The sequence below is a fragment of the Pseudomonas sp. PF05 genome, assembly GCF_056521845.1.
In genome coordinates this window covers 280,452-299,496 of the sequence record NZ_JBWLPW010000003.1, presented here as the reverse complement: position 1 = coordinate 299,496, position 19,045 = coordinate 280,452, and the positions used below count along the sequence as shown (strand labels likewise).

19 protein-coding genes are annotated in these 19,045 nt (G+C 61.4%); 16 read left to right on the top strand and 3 right to left on the bottom strand.

Annotated elements, in window-relative coordinates; genetic code table 11:
* The first annotated feature begins 132 nt into the window (after positions 1–132).
* From iolE to AC09SL_RS08870, 13 genes are all read left to right on the top strand, one after another.
* Positions 133–1,026: a myo-inosose-2 dehydratase gene (iolE, locus tag AC09SL_RS08930; RefSeq protein ID WP_058544486.1), complete on the top strand. Its 894-nt coding sequence runs from the start codon at positions 133–135 to the stop codon at positions 1,024–1,026.
* Positions 1,023–1,832 carry a 5-deoxy-glucuronate isomerase gene (gene iolB / locus AC09SL_RS08925; protein WP_058544487.1) on the top strand — a complete coding sequence of 270 codons (810 nt, stop codon included), beginning with the start codon at positions 1,023–1,025 and terminating at the stop codon, positions 1,830–1,832. Before iolE ends, iolB begins: the two co-directional genes overlap by 4 nt.
* 30 nt (positions 1,833–1,862) lie before the next feature.
* Complete coding sequence (locus AC09SL_RS08920) at positions 1,863–3,365, top strand: CoA-acylating methylmalonate-semialdehyde dehydrogenase (protein ID WP_058544488.1); 1,503 nt, start codon at positions 1,863–1,865, stop codon at positions 3,363–3,365.
* A 31-nt stretch (positions 3,366–3,396) separates the two neighbouring features.
* Entirely contained in the window at positions 3,397–4,218 is an 822-nt protein-coding gene (locus tag AC09SL_RS08915; protein WP_058544489.1) for a TIM barrel protein, read from the top strand.
* A gap of 85 nt (positions 4,219–4,303) precedes the next feature.
* Positions 4,304–6,235 (top strand): 3D-(3,5/4)-trihydroxycyclohexane-1,2-dione acylhydrolase (decyclizing), encoded by a 1,932-nt coding sequence (iolD, locus tag AC09SL_RS08910; RefSeq protein ID WP_058544490.1) that lies wholly within the window; start codon positions 4,304–4,306, stop codon positions 6,233–6,235.
* 29 nt (positions 6,236–6,264) lie between these two features.
* Positions 6,265–7,275 (top strand): bifunctional inositol 2-dehydrogenase/D-chiro-inositol 1-dehydrogenase, encoded by a 1,011-nt coding sequence (gene iolG / locus AC09SL_RS08905; protein WP_064106907.1) that lies wholly within the window; start codon positions 6,265–6,267, stop codon positions 7,273–7,275.
* Positions 7,276–7,413: 138 nt separating this feature from the next.
* A complete protein-coding gene (locus AC09SL_RS08900; protein WP_058546135.1) occupies positions 7,414–8,466 on the top strand; it encodes a Gfo/Idh/MocA family protein in 1,053 nt (350 codons plus the stop codon).
* 142 nt (positions 8,467–8,608) lie between these two features.
* Positions 8,609–8,761 carry a hypothetical protein gene (locus AC09SL_RS08895; RefSeq protein WP_165826021.1) on the top strand — a complete coding sequence of 51 codons (153 nt, stop codon included), beginning with the start codon at positions 8,609–8,611 and terminating at the stop codon, positions 8,759–8,761.
* 51 nt (positions 8,762–8,812) lie between these two features.
* Positions 8,813–9,739: a sugar ABC transporter substrate-binding protein gene (locus AC09SL_RS08890; protein ID WP_058546134.1), complete on the top strand. Its 927-nt coding sequence runs from the start codon at positions 8,813–8,815 to the stop codon at positions 9,737–9,739.
* A 77-nt stretch (positions 9,740–9,816) separates the two neighbouring features.
* Positions 9,817–11,370, top strand: a complete 1,554-nt coding sequence (locus AC09SL_RS08885; protein ID WP_058546133.1) for a sugar ABC transporter ATP-binding protein — start codon at positions 9,817–9,819, stop codon at positions 11,368–11,370.
* Positions 11,371–11,597: 227 nt separating this feature from the next.
* Positions 11,598–12,620, top strand: coding sequence for an ABC transporter permease (locus AC09SL_RS08880; protein WP_058546132.1), 1,023 nt, complete (start codon positions 11,598–11,600; stop codon positions 12,618–12,620).
* Between the two features lie 327 nt (positions 12,621–12,947).
* On the top strand, positions 12,948–13,352 hold the full coding sequence (locus AC09SL_RS08875) for a TraR/DksA family transcriptional regulator (RefSeq protein WP_003202859.1): 405 nt from the start codon (positions 12,948–12,950) through the stop codon (positions 13,350–13,352).
* Between the two features lie 114 nt (positions 13,353–13,466).
* Complete coding sequence (locus AC09SL_RS08870) at positions 13,467–15,134, top strand: methyl-accepting chemotaxis protein (protein ID WP_413468822.1); 1,668 nt, start codon at positions 13,467–13,469, stop codon at positions 15,132–15,134.
* A gap of 248 nt (positions 15,135–15,382) precedes the next feature.
* On the opposite strand, the gene AC09SL_RS08865 is transcribed toward AC09SL_RS08870, so the two are convergent.
* The 3 genes from AC09SL_RS08865 to AC09SL_RS08855 form a co-directional block, all read right to left on the bottom strand.
* The gene (locus AC09SL_RS08865) at positions 15,383–15,619 is read right to left on the bottom strand and encodes a DUF2789 family protein (protein ID WP_058543316.1); all 237 of its coding nucleotides are present in this window, start codon (positions 15,617–15,619) and stop codon (positions 15,383–15,385) included.
* A gap of 87 nt (positions 15,620–15,706) precedes the next feature.
* Positions 15,707–15,937, bottom strand: a complete 231-nt coding sequence (locus tag AC09SL_RS08860; RefSeq protein WP_058543315.1) for a hypothetical protein — start codon at positions 15,935–15,937, stop codon at positions 15,707–15,709.
* A 131-nt stretch (positions 15,938–16,068) separates the two neighbouring features.
* Positions 16,069–16,305 carry a hypothetical protein gene (locus tag AC09SL_RS08855; protein WP_116641999.1) on the bottom strand — a complete coding sequence of 79 codons (237 nt, stop codon included), beginning with the start codon at positions 16,303–16,305 and terminating at the stop codon, positions 16,069–16,071.
* A gap of 427 nt (positions 16,306–16,732) precedes the next feature.
* Here AC09SL_RS08855 and AC09SL_RS08850 point away from each other — a divergent pair, with 427 nt between their 5' ends.
* The 3 genes from AC09SL_RS08850 to AC09SL_RS08840 all read left to right on the top strand — a co-directional run bounded on the left by AC09SL_RS08850 (position 16,733) and on the right by AC09SL_RS08840 (position 18,917).
* Positions 16,733–17,182: a hypothetical protein gene (locus tag AC09SL_RS08850; RefSeq protein WP_003202850.1), complete on the top strand. Its 450-nt coding sequence runs from the start codon at positions 16,733–16,735 to the stop codon at positions 17,180–17,182.
* Positions 17,183–17,332: 150 nt separating this feature from the next.
* A complete protein-coding gene (locus AC09SL_RS08845; RefSeq protein WP_058543314.1) occupies positions 17,333–18,343 on the top strand; it encodes an ABC transporter substrate-binding protein in 1,011 nt (336 codons plus the stop codon).
* A gap of 136 nt (positions 18,344–18,479) precedes the next feature.
* Positions 18,480–18,917, top strand: coding sequence for a DUF3995 domain-containing protein (locus tag AC09SL_RS08840; protein ID WP_058543313.1), 438 nt, complete (start codon positions 18,480–18,482; stop codon positions 18,915–18,917).
* The last annotated feature ends 128 nt before the right edge of the window (positions 18,918–19,045 follow it).

Sequence of the window (19,045 nt, the reverse complement as noted above, 5' to 3'; positions counted from 1 at the left end):
CGACTCAATTGGTATTGGAAAGATCGCAGCCTCGTTGCACTCGACAGCTCCTACAGGGCGCAGCCGAGCGGGAGCAATCTCTGGCCACAGGTGATCGGTTGAACATTAGAGACAACAATAAAAGGTGCAGCCATGCCCGCTATTCGAATTGGCATCAACCCGATTTCCTGGAGCAACGACGACTTGCCGTCGTTGGGCGGCGAGACGCCGTTGAGCACGGCGCTGAGTGAAGGCAAGGAAATCGGCTACGAAGGTTTTGAACTCAACGGCAAATTCCCCAAGGACGCCAAGGGCGTCGGCGATGTGCTGCGGCCTTATGACCTGGCGCTGGTTTCCGGCTGGTATTCCAGTCGCCTGGCCCGGCGTTCGGCGGCCGAGGAGATCGACGCCATCGCCAGCCACGTCGAACTGCTGGCACAGAACGGCGCCAAGGTGCTGGTCTATGGTGAAGTCGCCGATTCCATTCAAGGCCAACGCATTTCACTGATCGAGCGGCCGCGTTTCCATACGGATCAAGCCTGGCAAGCCTACGCTGACAAGCTCACCGAACTGGCGCGCTTCACTTTGTCCCAAGGTGTGCGCCTGGCCTATCACCACCACATGGGCGCCTACGTCGAGTCGCCCACGGACATCGACAAACTGATGGCCCTGACCGGCAGCGAAGTGGGCCTGCTGTTCGACTCGGGCCACTGCTACATGGGCGGTGGCGAGCCGTTGCAGGTGCTGCGCAAACACATCGAGCGGGTCTGCCATGTGCACTTCAAGGACGTGCGCAAACCAGTGGTGCAACTGGCGCGCAATAACCTCTGGAGTTTCCCCGACTGCATCATCAACGGCACCTTCACTGTGCCGGGGGACGGTGACATCGACTTCGCCGCGTTGCTCGATGTGCTGCTGGCCGCCGACTACCAAGGCTGGCTGGTGGTGGAAGCCGAGCAGGATCCGGCCGTGGCGCCGAGTTATGCCTACGCCAAAAAGGGCTACGACACGCTGCGTGCCTTGCTGCAAGAAAGGAGTCCGTCATGAGCCTGTTGATCAAGAGCCATTCCAGTGGTCGAACCATGGTCCAGTTGCCGGCAGGTGAGCTGGAATACGTCGGGTTCGCCGCCTATCGCCTGAGCCTCGGTGAAACCCTGCCGGTGGCCGCCGGCGACAAGGAGTTGTGCCTGGTGCTGCTCAGCGGGCGCATCAGCCTCAAGGGCGAAGCACCAGGGCAGGGGGCCTTCGATTGGGACAACCTCGGCGATCGCCAGTCGGTGTTCGAGGACAAGTCACCGTATGCCGCTTACCTACCGCCCGGCAGCCAGGCCCAGGTCACCGCGTTGAGCGATGTACAGATTGCCGTGTGCGCCGCGCCGGGGTCTGCGCAGCACAGCCATGGCCCACGGTTGATCCGCCCGGACAGCATGAAGCGCAGCGTGCGCGGCAAGGGCGCCAACACCCGTTATGTCTGCGACATCCTGCCCGACAGCGAGCCGGCCCACTCACTGCTGGTGGTGGAAGTGCGCACGCCGTCGGGACACTCCTCCAGCTACCCACCGCACAAGCACGACACCGACGACCTGCCGCACCAGAGCTTCCTGGAGGAAACCTATTACCACCAGGTCAACCCGTCCCAAGGCTTCGTGTTCCAGCGGGTCTACACCGACGACCGCAGCATCGACCAGGCCATGGCCGTGGAGAACAGCGACCTGGTAGTGGTGCCCAAGGGTTACCACCCGGTCAGCGTGCCCTACGGGTACGAGTCGTATTACCTGAACGTCATGGCCGGCCCGAAGCGGGTCTGGCAGTTCCATAACGATCCGCAGCACAGCTGGCTGCTGGACCTCTGATTTCCAACATTCGCACGGAGAACACGCACAATGAGTGACGCCCCGGTAGTCGGCCATTACCTCAACGGCCACGTGCAGGACCGCGACAGCACGCGGTTCGGCAATGTCTTCAACCCGGCCACCGGCGCGGTGCAGGCCCGGGTGGCCCTGGCCGAGCCGGGCACCGTCGACGCGGCGGTGGCCTCGGCGCTGGCGGCGTTCCCGGCCTGGTCCGAGCAGTCGTCATTGCGTCGTTCGCGGGTGATGTTCAAGTTCAAGGAACTGCTGGACCGTCACCACGACGAGCTGGCGCAGATCATCAGCCGTGAACACGGCAAGGTGCTGTCCGATGCCCACGGCGAAGTTACCCGCGGCATCGAGATTGTCGAGTACGCTTGTGGTGCGCCGAACCTGCTCAAGACTGATTTCAGCGACAACATCGGCGGCGGCATCGACAACTGGAACCTGCGCCAACCCCTGGGCGTTTGTGCCGGGGTCACGCCGTTCAACTTCCCGGTGATGGTGCCGTTGTGGATGATTCCCCTGGCGCTGGTCACTGGCAACTGCTTCATCCTCAAGCCTTCGGAGCGCGATCCGTCCGCCAGTTTGCTGATGGCCCGTTTGCTGACGGAAGCCGGCTTGCCGGACGGCGTGTTCAACGTCGTTCAAGGCGATAAGGTGGCGGTGGATGCACTGTTGCAGCACCCGGACGTCGAAGCGATTTCCTTTGTCGGCTCCACGCCGATTGCCGAATACATCCACCAGCAGGGCACGGCGAACGGCAAGCGCGTGCAGGCCCTGGGTGGGGCCAAGAACCACATGATCGTCATGCCTGACGCCGACCTGGACCAGGCGGCGGATGCGTTGATCGGTGCAGCCTACGGTTCGGCCGGCGAACGCTGCATGGCGATTTCCATCGCTGTGGCGGTGGGCGATGTGGGCGATGAATTGATCGCCAAATTGTTGCCTCGCATTGACCAACTGAAAATCGGTAACGGCCAGCAGCCCGGCACCGACATGGGCCCGCTGGTCACTGCCGAGCACAAGGCCAAGGTGGAAGGTTTCATCGACGCTGGCGTCGCCGAAGGGGCTCGCCTGATCGTCGATGGCCGTGGCTTCAAGGTGCCTGGGGCCGAGCAGGGGTTCTTTGTCGGCGCGACGCTGTTCGACCAGGTCACCGCCCAGATGAGCATCTACCAGCAAGAAATCTTCGGCCCGGTGCTGGGGATCGTTCGCGTACCGGATTTCGCCACGGCGGTGGCGCTGATCAACGCCCATGAGTTCGGCAACGGCGTGTCTTGCTTCACCCGTGACGGCGGCATTGCCCGGGCGTTCGCCCGCAGCATCAAGGTCGGCATGGTGGGCATCAACGTGCCGATTCCGGTGCCCATGGCCTGGCACTCCTTTGGCGGTTGGAAGCGTTCGCTGTTCGGCGATCACCATGCCTACGGCGAAGAAGGCCTGCGCTTCTACAGCCGCTACAAGAGCGTGATGCAACGCTGGCCCGACAGCATCGCCAAGGGCCCTGAGTTCAGCATGCCGACAGCCCAATAATCTTTTTATAAGTGCCGGAGGGAGAACAACAATGAACAAGCCCCTGCGTTTTGCCTTGAACCGAATGGTTGCGCCACGCCTGTCACTGCCTGCTTTCATCGACCTGGCCCTGGCGTTGAAAACCGATGCCATCGAGATCCGCAACGATCTGAAGGGCGTCGAGATCGAAGACGGCATGCCGCCGGCTCGGGTGCGTGAGTTGTGCGAGGCGCGCGGCATCAAGGTGCTGTCGATCAACGCCTTGTATCCCTTTGACGTGTGGAACGAAGAGCGGCGTGCCCAGGCCGTGCGGCTGGCCGACTACGCCCGCGAATGCGGCGCCGAGGGGCTGGTGATGTGCCCGCTCAATGATCGCGCCGACCCGCGCAGCGAGGCTGAACGCGCGGCGGGGCTGCGTACGGCCCTCAGTGAACTGGCGCCGATCCTGCGCGCCTTCGGCATCTACGGGTTCATTGAACCCCTGGGTTTCGAAGAGTGTTCGCTGCGCCGCAAGCGCACGGCGGTGGAAGCGATCAAGAGTATGGGTGGGCTGGATGTGTTCCGCCTGGTGCATGACACCTTTCACCATCATTTGGCCGGTGAACAGGAACTCTTCCCCGAGTTGACCGGGCTGGTGCACATCTCCGGCGTCGAGGATGCCCAGGCGCCTTTGGCAACGATCCGTGATGGTCACCGGGTGCTGGTGGGCGAGGCCGACATCCTCGGCAACGCAGCGCAGATCGAGGCGCTGCGGGCTGGTGGTTATGCGGGCTACCTGTCTTTCGAGCCGTTTGCCGAGAGCGTCCATGAACTGGCCGACATTCGCCAGGCGCTGGGAGCGAGCATGAACCACCTGCAAAGCTGCCAGGCCTGACCCTGTTTTCGAGCTGATGAAGATCCCCTTGTGGGAGCGGGCCCGCTCCCACACTTGACCGAGTTGCGTTTGAAAAGGTGCAAGCATGACCACAACACGACTGACCATGGCCCAGGCCCTGGTGAAATTCCTCGATAACCAGTACATCGAAGTCGATGGCGTCCAGAGCAAGTTCGTCGCCGGGGTCTTTACCATTTTCGGCCACGGTAACGTGCTGGGCCTGGGTCAGGCGCTGGAGCAGGACAGCGGCGACCTGGTGGTCCATCAGGGCCGCAACGAGCAGGGCATGGCCCACGCCGCCATCGGTTTTGCCAAGCAGCATCTGCGGCGCAAGATCTACGCCTGCAGTTCGTCGGTCGGCCCTGGCGCGGCGAACATGCTGACCGCCGCTGCCACCGCGACGGCTAACCGTATCCCATTGCTGTTGTTGCCCGGCGACGTCTACGCCAGTCGCCAGCCAGACCCGGTGCTGCAACAGATCGAGCAGTTCCATGATCTGAGCATCAGCACCAACGATGCCTTCAAGGCCGTGAGCAAATACTGGGATCGCATCAACCGCCCCGAGCAATTGATGACCGCCGCGATCCATGCGATGCGCGTACTGACCGACCCGGCCGAAACCGGCGCGGTGACCCTGGCGCTGCCCCAGGACGTGCAAGCCGAAGCCTACGATTACCCGGATTACTTCCTGCAAAAGCGGGTTCATCGCATTGAGCGTCGCCCGGCCACCGAGGCGATGCTCGACGATGCCCTGGCGTTGCTCAAGGGCAAGCGCCAGCCGTTGATCATCTGTGGCGGCGGCGTGCGCTACGCCGGTGCCAACGCCGCGTTGCAGGCCTTTGCCGAACGCTTCGACATTCCGTTCGCCGAGACCCAGGCGGGCAAGAGTGCGGTGGTGTCCAGTCACCCGCTGAATGTCGGCGGTGTCGGTGAGACCGGTTGCCTGGCGGCGAACCTGCTGGCCAAGAAGGCCGACCTGATCATCGGCATCGGCACCCGCTACAGCGATTTCACCACGGCATCGAAATGGCTGTTCCAGCACCCGGATGTGCAGTTCCTCAACCTCAACATCAGCCCGTGCGATGCCTTGAAGCTCGATGGCGTGCAACTGCTGGCCGACGCCCGTTCGGGGCTGCAGGCACTGTCTGCCGCGATGGGCGACTATCGCGCCGAATGGGGAGGACAGATCGCCGATGCCAAGGCCCAGCTGGACGCCGAAGTGGACCGGATCTATCAAGCGGACTTCCAGGCCGAGAATTTCGTCCCGGAAATCAACGACCACATGGACCCGGCGGTGTTTCGCGAGTTCATCGAACTCACCGGCTCCTGCCTGACCCAGAGCCGCGTGCTCGGCACCCTCAACCAGACCCTGGCCGATGACGCCATCATTGTCGCCGCCGCTGGCAGCCTGCCCGGTGACTTGCAGCGCAGTTGGCGCAGCAAGGGCGTGAACACCTACCACGTCGAGTACGGATATTCGTGCATGGGCTACGAAGTGAATGCGGCGCTGGGGGTGAAACTCGCCGAGCCCGACAAAGAGGTCTACGCGTTAGTGGGTGATGGCTCCTACATGATGCTGCACTCGGAACTGGCGACCTCGATCCAGGAACGTCGCAAGATCAATGTGGTGTTGCTGGACAACATGACCTTCGGTTGCATCAACAACCTGCAAATGGAACACGGCATGGACAGCTTCGGCACCGAGTTCCGCTTCCGCAACCCGGACTCCGGCAAGCTCGACGGCGGTTTCGTGCCGGTGGACTTCGCCATGAGTGCCGCGGCCTATGGCTGCAAGACCTACAAGGTCAAGACCCTCGACGAACTGCACGCGGCCCTGGCCGATGCGCGGCGCCAGAGCGTCTCGACGCTGATCGACATCAAGGTCCTGCCCAAGACCATGATCCACAAATACCTGTCGTGGTGGCGGGTCGGCGTGGCGCAAGTGTCCACCAGCGCCCGCACCGATGCCGTCGCCAAGACCCTCAATGAACGACTGGCCAAGGCCCGTCAATACTGATTGCCCCAACACTACGAAAGGAGTTTTTCATGTCTTTGAAGCTGGGCGTCATCGGCGCCGGGGCCATCGGCCAGGACCATATCCGTCGCTGCAGCCAGACCTTGCTCAACAGCCAGGTGGTGGCGGTGACCGACATCAACCTGCAACAAGCGGCCAAGGTCGTTGCCGATCTCAAGCTGACCGCCGAGGTCTACCCCGACGGTCACGCATTGATCAAGGCGCTGGAGGTGGAGGCGATCCTCGTCACTTCCTGGGGCCCGAGCCATGAAGAGTTCGTGCTGGCGGCGATTGCAGCGGGCAAACCGGTATTCTGTGAAAAGCCCCTGGCGGTCACGGCCGAAGGTTGCCGCAAGATCGTCGAGGCCGAAATCGCCCACGGCAAACGCCTGGTGCAGGTCGGTTTCATGCGTCCGTACGATGAAGGCTATCGCGCGCTCAAGGCAGTGATCGACAGCGGCCAGATCGGCGAACCGCTGATGCTGCATTGCGCCCACCGCAACCCAAGCGTGGGTGAAAACTACAAGACCGACATGGCGATCACCGACACCTTGATCCATGAGCTGGATGTGTTGCGCTGGCTGCTGGCCGATGACTTCGTGTCGGTGCAGGTGGTGTTTCCGCGCAAGACCAGCAAGGCCCTGGCCCACTTGCGCGACCCGCAGATCATCCTGCTGGAAACCGCCCGGGGCACGCGCATCGACGTCGAAGTGTTCGTCAACTGCCAGTACGGCTACGACATCCAGTGCGAAGTGGTGGGGGAGACCGGCATCGCCAAGCTGCCGGAACCGTCCCAGGTGCAATTGCGCAGTGGCGCCAAGTTGTCGAATGCGATCCTGATGGATTGGAAGGACCGTTTCATCGCGGCCTACGACGTCGAATTGCAGGCCTTCATCGACGGCGTGCGCGCCGGGCAGGTGGGCGGGCCGTCGGCCTGGGATGGTTTTGCCGCTGCCGTGGCGGCGGATGCCTGTGTCCAAGCGCAGCAGAATGGGCAGATCGTCAAGGTCGACCTGCCCGAGCGCCCGCGTTTCTACGGCTAACCACAACCCCAATGTGGGAGCGGGCTTGCTCGCGAAGACGGCGGCACATTCAGCATCAATGCAAGCTAATCCACCGCTATCGCGAGCAAGCTCAGCTCCCACAGGGACTGCATTCAAACCGTGATCTAAGGAGCTTTCATGCGAATCGGACTAGTGGGCTACGGCAAGGGCGGGCGGTTTTTTCATGCGCCGTTGATCAGCAGTCTGCCCGGGGCCACGTTCGTCGGCGTGGTGACCCGGTCTGCCGAGCGGCGCCAGCAACTGGCGAATGATTATCCGCACGTCCAAGCCTTCGACTCCCTCGAACAACTGGTCGCCGCCGGCGTTGATGCGGTGGTGGTGTCCACGCCGCTGGACGGCCGCCCGGAGGTGGTGATGCAAGCCATCGACCTCGGCGTGGCGGTGGTCAGCGACAAGCCTTTTGCCTGGGATGCAGCGCAAGCCGAGGCAATGGTGGTCGCCGCCGAACAACGCAACGTGCCGTTGAGCGTGTACCAGAACCGTCGCTGGGATTCGGACTTCCTGACCTTGCGCAAACTGCTGGCTTCCGGCGCCCTGGGGCAGGTCATTCGTTTTGAATCCAGCGTCGAGCGCTACTCGCCGACCTCGGTCGGCAAAGGCAGCGGTGGCGGGTTCCTGCGCGACTTGGGCAGCCACCTGGTAGACCAGGCGCTGCAACTGTTCGGGCCGGTGGAGCGGGTCTACGCCGAGCTGGACTACCGGCAGGCGGACCAGGTGTTCGACAACGGCTTCTTCCTGTCCTTGACCCATGCCGGCGGCGTGATTTCCCACTTGAGCGGCAACTGTGTGCAGAACGCAGCGCGCCCGCGCTTTCGGGTCAGCGGCACCCAGGGTTGCTACACCGTCGAAGGCTTGGATGGGCAGGAGGCTCAGGCGCTGGCCGGGTTGAGCCCGGCGACCGAGGGTGAACGCTGGGGCGCTGAGGAGCATCGGCGCTGGGGCTGGTTCGAACACGGCACCGAGCGCGAGCGGGTGACCTCGGAGCGTGGCTGTTGGCTGGCGTTCTACCAACACTTGCAAACCGCGTTGCAGGGTGCTGGTCCGCTGCCGGTGGAGGGCCGTGATGCACTGGCAACCACACGCATCCTTGACGCTGCCAGGCAGAGTGCCGAGCAGGGCGAAGTGGTGCGGTTGTCCACGCCTGTCGGTCATGGAATGAAAAACGAATAAAATTCTAAAATGAGTTGATATGGAAAATATTTTCCAATAAAGTCGATTCCAGGTTACCGACAATCCTGTCTGTCTCCCGCCAAGCCAGCCTTGAACGGATGACAGACGAAACAAAAACAAGAAACACAGCTAGGTACCGTCGATGAAAACCTTCAGCCGCTCTGCGTTTGACCTGCCACATCTGCTGCGCCTGTCCGCCGTCCTTCCCCTGTTCCAATCCCTGTGTATCCAGCGTAAGGGCGCCGTGGTGTGTTGCATGCCCGGCGCGCCCATCGTGCCCTTGCCCCGTTCCTGATCCGTCACGCCTTATCCATAAAACCAACAAAAAAGTGGAGAAAGATCGTTCATGAAGACCAAGACCCGTATCGCCTCGCTGGCCCTGTCGTTGATGCTCACCAGCGGCGCTGCCCTGGCGGACCTGAAGATCGGCGTCAGCATGTCCCAGTTCGATGACACCTGGTTGACTTACCTGCGCGAATCCATGGACAAGAAAGCCAAGTCCTTGCCGGACGGCGTCACCCTGCAGTTCGAAGACGCGCGCAGTGACGTGGTCAAGCAACTGAGCCAGGTGGAAAACTTCATCAGCCAGAAGGTCGACGCGCTCATCGTCAACCCGGTGGACACTGCCGCGACCCAGCGTATCACCAAGGCCGCCGTGGCTGCCGGTATCCCGCTGGTGTACGTCAACCGCCGTCCGGATGATCCGAAGTTGCCAGCAGGCGTGGTCACCGTGGCCTCCGATGACCTGGAAGCCGGCCGCATGCAGATGCAATACCTGGCCGACAAGATGGGCGGCAAGGGCGACATCGTGATCCTGCTGGGTGACCTGGCCAATAACTCCACCACCAACCGCACCAAGGGCGTCAAGGAAGTCCTGGCCAAATACCCTGACATCAAGATCGAGCAGGAGCAGACGGGCACCTGGTCCCGGGACAAGGGCATGACCCTGGTCAACGACTGGCTGACCCAGGGCCGCGATTTCAATGCCGTGGTGGCCAACAACGACGAGATGGCCATCGGTGCCGCCATGGCCCTCAAGCAAGCGGGCACCAAGAAGGGCAGCGTATTGATTGCCGGGGTCGATGGCACACCGGACGGCTTGAACGCCATCAAGAAAGGCGACATGGCGGTCTCGGTGTTCCAGGACGCCAAGGGCCAGGCCGACGGCTCGATCGATACGGCTGTGAAAATGGTCAAGAAACAAGCGGTCGAACAGTCCGTCTGGGTGCCGTACCGCCTGATCACGCCGGAAAACGTCGATCAGTTCAAGTGACGTTTGACGCACCGGTCCCACCACAACAATAAACAGGCAAGGTTGCAACGCCGACCTTGCCGAGGGAGTACCTGATCATGTTCGCTTCAGCGACTGCTTCGAGCGCCCCGGCGATGACTTTCCGGCCGGACGTAATACCTGATGAGCCGTATCTGCTGGAAGTCGTCAATGTCAGCAAAGGCTTTCCCGGCGTGGTGGCCCTGTCCGATGTACAACTGCGGGTACGCCCCGGTTCCGTGCTGGCCCTGATGGGCGAGAATGGCGCAGGCAAATCCACCTTGATGAAGATCATCGCCGGTATCTACCAGCCGGACGCCGGCGAACTGCGCCTGCGCGGCACGCCGGTGACGTTCGACACGCCGCTGGCGGCCTTGCAGGCCGGCATCGCGATGATCCATCAGGAACTGAACCTGATGCCCCACATGAGCATCGCCGAAAACATCTGGATCGGTCGCGAACAGCTCAACGGCCTGCACATGGTTGACCATGGCGAGATGCATCGTTGCACCGCCCGGCTGCTGGAGCGCCTGCGCATCAACCTCGACCCCGAGGAGCAGGTGGGCAACCTGAGCATCGCCGAGCGGCAGATGGTGGAGATTGCCAAGGCCGTGTCCTACGACTCCGACATCCTGATCATGGACGAGCCGACCTCGGCCATTACCGAGACCGAGGTCGCCCACCTGTTCTCGATCATTGCCGACCTCAAGTCCCAAGGCAAAGGCATCATCTACATCACCCATAAAATGAACGAGGTGTTTGCCATCGCCGATGAAGTGGCGGTGTTTCGCGACGGTGCCTACATCGGCTTGCAACGGGCCGACAGCATGGACGGCGACAGCCTGATTTCGATGATGGTCGGGCGTGAACTGAGCCAGCTGTTCCCGGTACGCGAGCAACCTATCGGCGATTTGGTGCTGTCGGTGCGCGACCTGAGCCTGGACGGTATCTTCAAAGGGGTGTCCTTCGACCTGCATGCCGGGGAGATCCTGGGCATCGCCGGGTTGATGGGCTCGGGCCGGACCAACGTGGCCGAGGCGATTTTCGGCGTGACCCCGAGTACCGGCGGCGAAATCCTGCTGGACGGCCAACCGGTGCGCATCAGCGACCCGCACATGGCCATCGAAAAAGGTTTCGCGCTGTTGACCGAGGACCGCAAGCTCAGTGGCCTGTTCCCATGCCTGTCGGTGCTGGAAAACATGGAGATGGCCGTGCTGCCCCATTACGTGGGCAACGGCTTCATCCAGCAGAAAGCCCTGCGCGCCTTGTGTGAGGACATGTGCAAGAAGCTGCGGGTCAAGACCCCGTCGCTGGAACAGTGCATCGACACCTTGTCCGGCGGTAACCAGCAGAAAGCGCTGTTGGCCCGCTGGCTGATGACCAACCCGCGCATCCTGATCCTTGACGAGCCGACCCGTGGCATCGATGTCGGTGCCAAGGCCGAGATCTACCGGCTGATTTCCTACCTCGCCAGCGAAGGCATGGCGGTGATCATGATTTCCTCGGAACTGCCGGAAGTCCTGGGCATGAGCGACCGGGTCATGGTGATGCACGAAGGCGACCTGATGGGCATCCTCGACCGCAGCGAAGCGACCCAGGAACGAGTCATGCAATTGGCCTCGGGCCTGTCCTGATGCCCGTCGTCCGGATCAATAACGTCGAGAAATAATCCCGTGGCGAGGGAGCAGGCTCGCGCTGGGTCTGTAGAACGGTGTAGGAGCTGACGAGTGCAACGAGGCTGCGATCTTTCTCCAGGCACTTGAGTCCCAAGCGAAAGATCAAAAGATCGCAGGCTTCGCCAGCTCCTACAGAACCCAGCGGGAGCAAGCTCCCTCGCCGCAGATAAAAAAGGTGAATGGTTATGAACGCGATACTGGAAAACAAACCCGCGGCAGCACCGGCCAGGGCGCGCCGGCGACTGCCGACGGAACTGAGTATCTTCCTGGTGCTGATCGGTATCGGCCTGGTCTTCGAGATGTTCGGCTGGATCGTGCGCGACCAGAGTTTCCTGATGAACTCCCAGCGCCTGGTGCTGATGATCCTGCAAGTGTCGATCATCGGCCTGCTGGCCATCGGTGTGACCCAGGTGATCATCACCACGGGTATCGACTTGTCGTCCGGCTCGGTGCTGGCGCTGTCGGCGATGATTGCCGCCAGCCTGGCCCAGACTTCTGACTTCACCCGGGCGGTGTTTCCCTCGTTGACGGACTTGCCGGTGTGGATACCGGTGGTGGCGGGGCTCGGCGTAGGGCTGCTGGCCGGGGCGATCAACGGTAGCATCATTGCCATCACCGGCATCCCTCCTTTTATTGCCACCCTTGGCATGATGGTGTCGGCCCGTGGCCTGGCGCGCTACTACACCGAAGGCCAGCCGGTGAGCATGCTGTCCGATTCCTATACCGCCATCGGCCATGGCGCGATGCCGGTGATCATCTTCCTGGTGGCGGCAGTGATCTTCCACATTGCCCTGCGCTACACCAAGTATGGCAAGTACACCTACGCTATCGGCGGCAACATGCAGGCGGCGCGCACATCAGGCATCAACGTCAAGCGTCACCTGGTGATCGTCTACAGCATCGCCGGGCTGCTGGCCGGGTTGGCCGGCGTGGTGGCCTCGGCGCGGGCGGCGACCGGGCAGGCGGGCATGGGCATGTCCTATGAACTGGACGCGATTGCCGCGGCGGTGATCGGCGGCACCAGCCTGGCGGGCGGGGTGGGGCGCATCACCGGGACTGTGATCGGGGCACTGATCCTTGGGGTGATGGCCAGCGGTTTTACCTTCGTCGGGGTCGATGCCTACATCCAGGACATCATCAAGGGGCTGATCATCGTGGTGGCGGTGGTCATCGACCAGTACCGCAACAAGCGCAAACTCAAGCGCTGACACCCAAGAAGTTGCGACAAAGCGCCACGCCTGACCCGCGTGGCGTTGCCATTTGTCTTCTTAATACAGCTATTGCACCGAATTTCTTGTTATAAACGCACTCCGATGACTGCCAAAAGCCTGTCAGAGAACATTTGAAGGGGTTGTCGGACATTTTCCCTATGTTTTCAGTTGCTGAGGCCTCGACTCGGCCTTAGACTGCCGCCCCTCGTAAATTGAGTGCCGGGTGGCGCTTGGAATAGACGGCGCCTTCCTGATGAGCGCGGCAGCTGCGCTGCGGGACGCTCCATAATTCGCCTTAATGCACGTTTTTTTATAGAGAAATCAATGACAAAGGAAAAGTTGCTGGCCATGCCGGCGGATGACTACATGAATGCCGAGCAGCTGGCTTTCTTCACCAAGCTGTTGCAGAACATGAAAGTCGAAACCCACGAGCGCATCGAACAGAACCGAATCGCCATTGAGAGCCTGGACACCCCGGCTGACCCGGCGGACGCTGCTTCCGTAGAAGAAGAGCGTACCTGGCTGGTCAACGCCATCGATCGCGACCAGCGCATGCTGCCTCAGCTGGAGCAGGCCCTGGACCGTATCAACGACGACAGCTTCGGCTGGTGCGACGACAGCGGCGAGCCGATCGGCCTCAAGCGCCTGCTGATCAGCCCGACCACCAAGTACTGCATCGAAGCCCAGGAACGTCACGAACAGATCGACAAGCACCAGCGTCAGGCCTGATTCGCGTTTTCCAAAAAGATCGCGACCTTTTAACGAAGGCCGCGATCTTTTGCTTTCGTGGGTGCTCGTTCGTCGACTCCCGTTGATCTGCTGCAAGAACGCTACTAATGGACCATGGATAATGGCTCTGTAGTGGCGTTTAATGCGGTCATAACAACGAGAATGTGGGTGACGAACATGGCGACAGACCGAACGCTGACAGGGGCGGTGCCGGCCTCGGTACCTGAGACAAAAAGCACGGCGCGCTGGCTGACGCCGACCTTGCAGAGTCTCGCCCTGGCATTGCTGCTGTGCGGCATGACCCTGGGCGGCTGGTCGCTGTACCTGGGCCTGCCGCTGGTCATGCTCATCGTCTGGTTGCCGCGCCTGCGTTCGCGCGTGGCCGCGGCGCCCGCACCTACGACCGACACCCTGGCCGAGCTGACCCGCGACCTGTCCTACACCACCAGCCATAACGCGCTGTCAGCGGCCGGTGTCGCCTATTCGGTCAAGCAACTGGCCGGCAAGGTCCAGTCCCAACTCGACGCGGCGGCGCAGATCGTCAGCAATGCCGAATCGATGATCGCCACCGAACAGGCCACTTCACAACTCAGCCAGCAGGCCCTGGGCGCCGCCAGCGAAGCCCATCGCAGCAGCGTGGCCGGGCGCAGCGAGCTGGTGGAATCCATCAGCCGCATGCACCAACTCAGCCAGCGCGCAAATGACAGCCGCGAGTTGATCGAAGCCTTGAGCGTACGCAGCGATGAAATCCAGCGGGTCAGCCTGGTGATCCAGTCGATCGCCAGCCAGACCAACCTGCTGGCGCTGAACGCGGCCATCGAGGCAGCACGGGCCGGTGAGCATGGCCGTGGGTTCGCGGTGGTGGCCGATGAGGTACGAGGCCTGGCTGGGCGCACAGCCGCGGCGACCGGCGAGGTCGGGGTGATGGTGGCCGACATCCAGCAGCGCACCGCCCAGGTGGTGGAGCAGATCCGTCAACTGGCCGCTGACCTGGACATTGGCGTGCAGCAGGTCGAGCACACCGGCCAACATCTGGAAAACATCGCCCGGCTCGCCGCCGGCGTCGAAACCCAGGTCAGCGCCATCGCCGAAGGCACCGACACCAATCGCGAACAACTCGACAGCCTGTTCCACGCCATCGAGCAGATGCGCGGCGACCTGTCCATCAGCGACCAGCAGACCCAGCGCCTGGCCGAGGCGGCCGTGCAGATGGAAGGCCAGGCCGAAACCATCAGCGAACGCCTGGCCGAGGTGGGCCTCGACGATTATCACCAACGGGTCTACGACCTGGCGCGCGAAGGTGCGAGCCAGATCGCCGCGCAGTTCGAGGCCGACATCGACCAGGGCCGTGTCAGCCTGGAGGACCTGTTCGACCGTAACTACCAGCCCATCCCCAATACCCAGCCGGCCAAATACCAGACCCGCTTCGACCGCTACACCGACCAGGTTCTGCCGGCGATCCAAGAGCCCTTGCTTACCCGGCATGAGGGCCTGGTGTTTGCGATTGCCTGCACCCAGCAGGGCTATGTGCCGACTCATAACAAGGTCTTCAGCCAGCCGCTGACCGGCGACCCCCAGGTGGACACGCTGAATAACCGCACCAAGCGCAAATTCTCCGATCGCACCGGGATCCGCTGCGGCAGCCACCAGCAGCCGGTGCTGCTCCAGACCTACACCCGCGACACGGGTGAGTTGATGCACGATCTTTCCGTACCAATCATGCTCAAGGGGCGTCACTGGGGTGGTTTGCGCCTGGGCTACAAACCCGAGAAGCCGCGATAGACCTGATTACAGGTGGTGGGATTTTCAGCCCACCACAATCCCTGGTGATTGAGTTTTCCATCCAGCCACAACCCTTTGGCGAGGGAGCTTGTGTAGGAGCTGCCGAAGGCTGCGATCTTTTGATCTTTCGCTTGGGACTCAAGTGCCTGGGGAAAGATCGCAGCCTCGTTGCACTCGACAGCTCCTACAGGGCGCACCCCAGCGGGAGCAAGCCCCTCGCCACAAAAAAGCGGTGGTGGCTTTTGAGACTATTTGCCGCCGTGCAGGCGCACGTTCAGTTCGTCCACCAACAAAGCTTCTTCGCCGTCGGCGAGCAGCCATTCCCGAAGCAGGTCTTTTTGCTGGTCCGACCAGAAATCGGCCTCCACCAGTTTGATATCCTGGGCCAGCGGGTGGGCGATGATGAACTCGTCAATGGCCTTGCCGTCGGAGGGCAGGCCCAGTTGGTCAAACAGGGTCTCGATATCGTGGGAAGGTTGTTCCATGAAAGTCTCCTTTGAGTGGGGCGCCGTCGCGGCGCCTCGGTGCTTACCTTTATCTGAGGCAAGCGCTCATCAGGAGTTCGATTGGAATCAGGCGTTCAAGGCCCCTTCGTCCACGGCGGCCTTCAATGCCTTGGCCGCTTCCCTGGCAGCCTCGGCAGCGATCTGCGCAGTCTTGAACCAGCGATCTTTCTCCACCTGGTGGTAACTGACGGTGGTCAAGGGTGGCTTGGCGCGCATAACGATGACGGCCTGGAACTCGCCTTCGACCTCTCTGGCTTCGCCCCGGATAAAAAATTCGCCGATATCAAATTCCGTCACGTCGCGCCTTCTCCTCGAAGTCATACTGTGGGTGCGCGATCCGTCGATGGGCGACGGCTTCGCTGGGCGGGCAGTATGGCAGCAGTTGCCCGTCGACGGCTGAGTTAAGTCATGGACGGGCACAGATGAGTTCAGGCGCTGCTTTCCAGACGCCTGGCCAGGTAGCAGGCTTCGTTATGGTCGGTTCGGAATCCTCTTACACGTCCAGTCGATGTTTCCTCAATGTGAAAGAAACACCTGCCAGCCAAAACGACCCGATAACGCGGTTGAATCAACGAAAGGTGCAGGGTATTGACCCCGTCAAACGTGTCAGCTGTATCAACGATGCAAGGTGGGCAGGGGTGGGGCAGGGTTGTGAAAGAGGTCATGTGAATTCCTTTTCTATGGTTTACCGACGAATTGTCGGGTATTTCGAGTAGTCTCCACGCCTCCAGCTGCTCTAGAATCGGCAGTGTCGTGTGGACGGTTGCGCCTATCTAAAGCAATTTTTTTTGGGCTCGATGTCAGAAAAATGCTTTTTTAAGTGAGAAATTTCCCTAAAGTTAGTAGTCCCATCTTTTCCGATGCTCAGAGTGGCTTTTTCCTTCAGCCTCTGGCGATCTCCTGGGAAAGACGGCGAGAGCGGCAACCTTTAGTCTGCTCTCGGCCCGGGACAGGGCGCGCCGTTCACTTCGAAACTCAGTTACAGGTCCATTACGACACTACCGTCGGCACGGGTTCTCGTGGTCCGTCCTTTATGCAGGGCGGGCCTTTTTCAAAGATGGGGATGTTTCCTTGGCAGTAAGTAATCTCGACATGCATGCGTTATTCGTACTTGGTGACCTGCGGGCAAAACTGGTCAAACTCTTCCAGTCACGTTTCGTCTACATCACCGAGCAGACCGCCGAAGGTATTTATGTCGCCGAAATCGACACCGAGTCGGCGCTGGTGGTCGATGACAAGCCCAGGCTCGAACTCAAGGTCGGCGATCATTTTCGCGCAGCGGTGTTGCCCAGTCGTGAAGGTGGCAAGTTTGAAATCCGCTTTCGCGAAATCAAGCTGACGGTCTATGGCCTGGGCGATTACGCCTTCGTCACGACCCCCGGTGGTCAGGCAATTTTGTTCAAGGAAGGCCACAGTGTGGTGACCGTGTTTGCGGCCAACGAACAACTGCAAGAAGGCTTGACCAAGACCCTGAAGGCGGTCACCGCCAAGGCCGCCAAGTGGCGCAAGGGCGAACTGGTGACCTTCAAGGCCAGTGAGTGACCGTTTCAGAGCCTTTGCGCCTGAACCGTGACAGTTTCGCAAGAACTCGCTGGAACCTCGGCTACAGTCAATTGACTGAACTATTCAGGGCTTGCGTTCGGTTACGCAGGGCCGTTCAGCTATTGGGGTATCTGGCATGAGGTGCAAAGCATGAAACGAGTTCGACAGTGGCTGGCTGCCTGGGCCACCTTCGCTGTGTTGGTTTCACCCCTTCCGGCGTCGGCTGCCACAGCGCCGATCCACTTTGCCGACTTGAACTGGGAAAGTGGCAGCCTGATCACCGATATCCTGCGGATCATCGTCGAAAAAGGCTACGGGTTGCAGACCGACACATTGCCGGGCACTACCATTACCCTGGAAACCGCCCTGGCCAATAACGACATCCAGGTGATCGGCGAGGAATGGGCCGGCCGCAGCCCGGTGTGGGTCAAGGCCGAGGCCGAGGGCAAGGTGATCGCCCTGGGCGATACGGTCAAAGGCGCGACGGAAGGTTGGTGGGTGCCTGAATACGTCATCAAGGGCGACCCGGCCAAGGGCATCAAGCCCCTGGCGCCGGACCTGCGCAGTGTCGAAGACCTGGCGCGCTACAAGCATGTGTTCAAGGACCCGGAGAGCCCCGACAAAGGCCGCTTCCTCAACAGCCCCATTGGCTGGACCTCCGAGGTGGTCAACAAACAGAAGCTCAAGGCCTATGGCTTGTCTGACAGCTACGTGAATTTTCGCAGCGGCTCGGGCGCGGCGCTGGATGCGGAAATCAGCTCGACGATCCGCCGGGGCAAGCCGATCCTGTTTTACTACTGGTCGCCCACGCCACTGCTCGGGCGCTTCAAGCTGGTGCAGTTGCAAGAGCCACCGTTCGATGCCGAGGCCTGGAAAACCCTGACCGACGCCGATAACCCCAACCCGAAGCCGACCCGCTCACTGGCCTCGAAACTGTCGATTGGCGTATCCGCGCCGTTCCAGAAGCAACACCCGGACATCGCCGAGTTCTTCAGCAAGGTCGATTTACCCATCGAACCGTTGAACAAGGCCCTGGCCGACATGAGCGAGAAGCGCACGCCACCCCGTGAAGCCGCCGAGGCGTTCCTCAAGGCGCATCCGCAGGTCTGGCAGGCCTGGCTGCCCAAGGAGGTAGCGGACAAGGTGTCTGCCGGTCTCTAGGCCTCGCGTGCCGGCAGGTTGAACTCTTGATCCTGGGCAATGAGTCATTCGCTGGAAACTGGCAACCTGCACCCATCCAGCGAAATGCCAAATTCAAGCTAGGATGAGTGTTCAACCCTTTTCAGGAGGCTGGCGAATGACGCTTTTATTGGCTCGGTCGCTGGTCGCAGTGTTTGCGACCATCAGCTTGATTCATATGTATTGGGCCCTGGGTGGGCGGTGGGCGGCCAAGGCTGTGGTGCCTCAGGTGCCGACGAAGCAGGGAGAGGCGTTGCGGCCGGCATTCAACCCCTCGGGCTGGCTGACCTTGCTGGTGGCCGTGGCACTGCTGATGGTGGCGCTGCTGGTGTGCCTGCGGGTCGGCCTGCTGGCGCAGCCGGTCACCCATCGGGCGTTGCAGTGGCTGATCAGCGCGATCGCCTTGCTGATGTTCGCCCGGGCCATTGGCGAGTCGGAGCTGGTGGGTTTCTTCAAGGAGGTCAAGGGCTCGACCTTCGCCAGGCTCGACACCTGGGTCTATTCGCCGTTGTGCGTGGTGCTTGGGGCCGGGCTGCTGACGGTGGCGTGGGCCTGAGTCTCTAACGGCGAACGCAGCCGTGGCGAGAGCTTGCTCCCGCTGGGCTTGTGTAGGAGCTGCCGAAGGCTGCGATCTTTTGATCTTCGTTCGAGACTCAAGTGTCTGGGGAAAGATCGCAGCCTCGT

Bases quoted from the DNA above. Each gene is read 5' to 3' on its own strand.
- iolE (WP_058544486.1), top strand. From the start codon at position 133: ATGCCCGCTATTCGAATTGGCATCAACCCGATTTCCTGGAGCAACGAC.
- iolB (WP_058544487.1), top strand. From the start codon at position 1,023: ATGAGCCTGTTGATCAAGAGCCATTCCAGTGGTCGAACCATGGTCCAG.
- AC09SL_RS08920 (WP_058544488.1), top strand. From the start codon at position 1,863: ATGAGTGACGCCCCGGTAGTCGGCCATTACCTCAACGGCCACGTGCAG.
- AC09SL_RS08915 (WP_058544489.1), top strand. From the start codon at position 3,397: ATGAACAAGCCCCTGCGTTTTGCCTTGAACCGAATGGTTGCGCCACGC.
- iolD (WP_058544490.1), top strand. From the start codon at position 4,304: ATGACCACAACACGACTGACCATGGCCCAGGCCCTGGTGAAATTCCTC.
- iolG (WP_064106907.1), top strand. From the start codon at position 6,265: ATGTCTTTGAAGCTGGGCGTCATCGGCGCCGGGGCCATCGGCCAGGAC.
- AC09SL_RS08900 (WP_058546135.1), top strand. From the start codon at position 7,414: ATGCGAATCGGACTAGTGGGCTACGGCAAGGGCGGGCGGTTTTTTCAT.
- AC09SL_RS08895 (WP_165826021.1), top strand. From the start codon at position 8,609: ATGAAAACCTTCAGCCGCTCTGCGTTTGACCTGCCACATCTGCTGCGC.
- AC09SL_RS08890 (WP_058546134.1), top strand. From the start codon at position 8,813: ATGAAGACCAAGACCCGTATCGCCTCGCTGGCCCTGTCGTTGATGCTC.
- AC09SL_RS08885 (WP_058546133.1), top strand. From the start codon at position 9,817: ATGTTCGCTTCAGCGACTGCTTCGAGCGCCCCGGCGATGACTTTCCGG.
- AC09SL_RS08880 (WP_058546132.1), top strand. From the start codon at position 11,598: ATGAACGCGATACTGGAAAACAAACCCGCGGCAGCACCGGCCAGGGCG.
- AC09SL_RS08875 (WP_003202859.1), top strand. From the start codon at position 12,948: ATGACAAAGGAAAAGTTGCTGGCCATGCCGGCGGATGACTACATGAAT.
- AC09SL_RS08870 (WP_413468822.1), top strand. From the start codon at position 13,467: ATGGATAATGGCTCTGTAGTGGCGTTTAATGCGGTCATAACAACGAGA.
- AC09SL_RS08865 (WP_058543316.1), bottom strand. From the start codon at position 15,619: ATGGAACAACCTTCCCACGATATCGAGACCCTGTTTGACCAACTGGGC.
- AC09SL_RS08855 (WP_116641999.1), bottom strand. From the start codon at position 16,305: ATGACCTCTTTCACAACCCTGCCCCACCCCTGCCCACCTTGCATCGTT.
- AC09SL_RS08850 (WP_003202850.1), top strand. From the start codon at position 16,733: ATGCATGCGTTATTCGTACTTGGTGACCTGCGGGCAAAACTGGTCAAA.
- AC09SL_RS08845 (WP_058543314.1), top strand. From the start codon at position 17,333: ATGAAACGAGTTCGACAGTGGCTGGCTGCCTGGGCCACCTTCGCTGTG.
- AC09SL_RS08840 (WP_058543313.1), top strand. From the start codon at position 18,480: ATGACGCTTTTATTGGCTCGGTCGCTGGTCGCAGTGTTTGCGACCATC.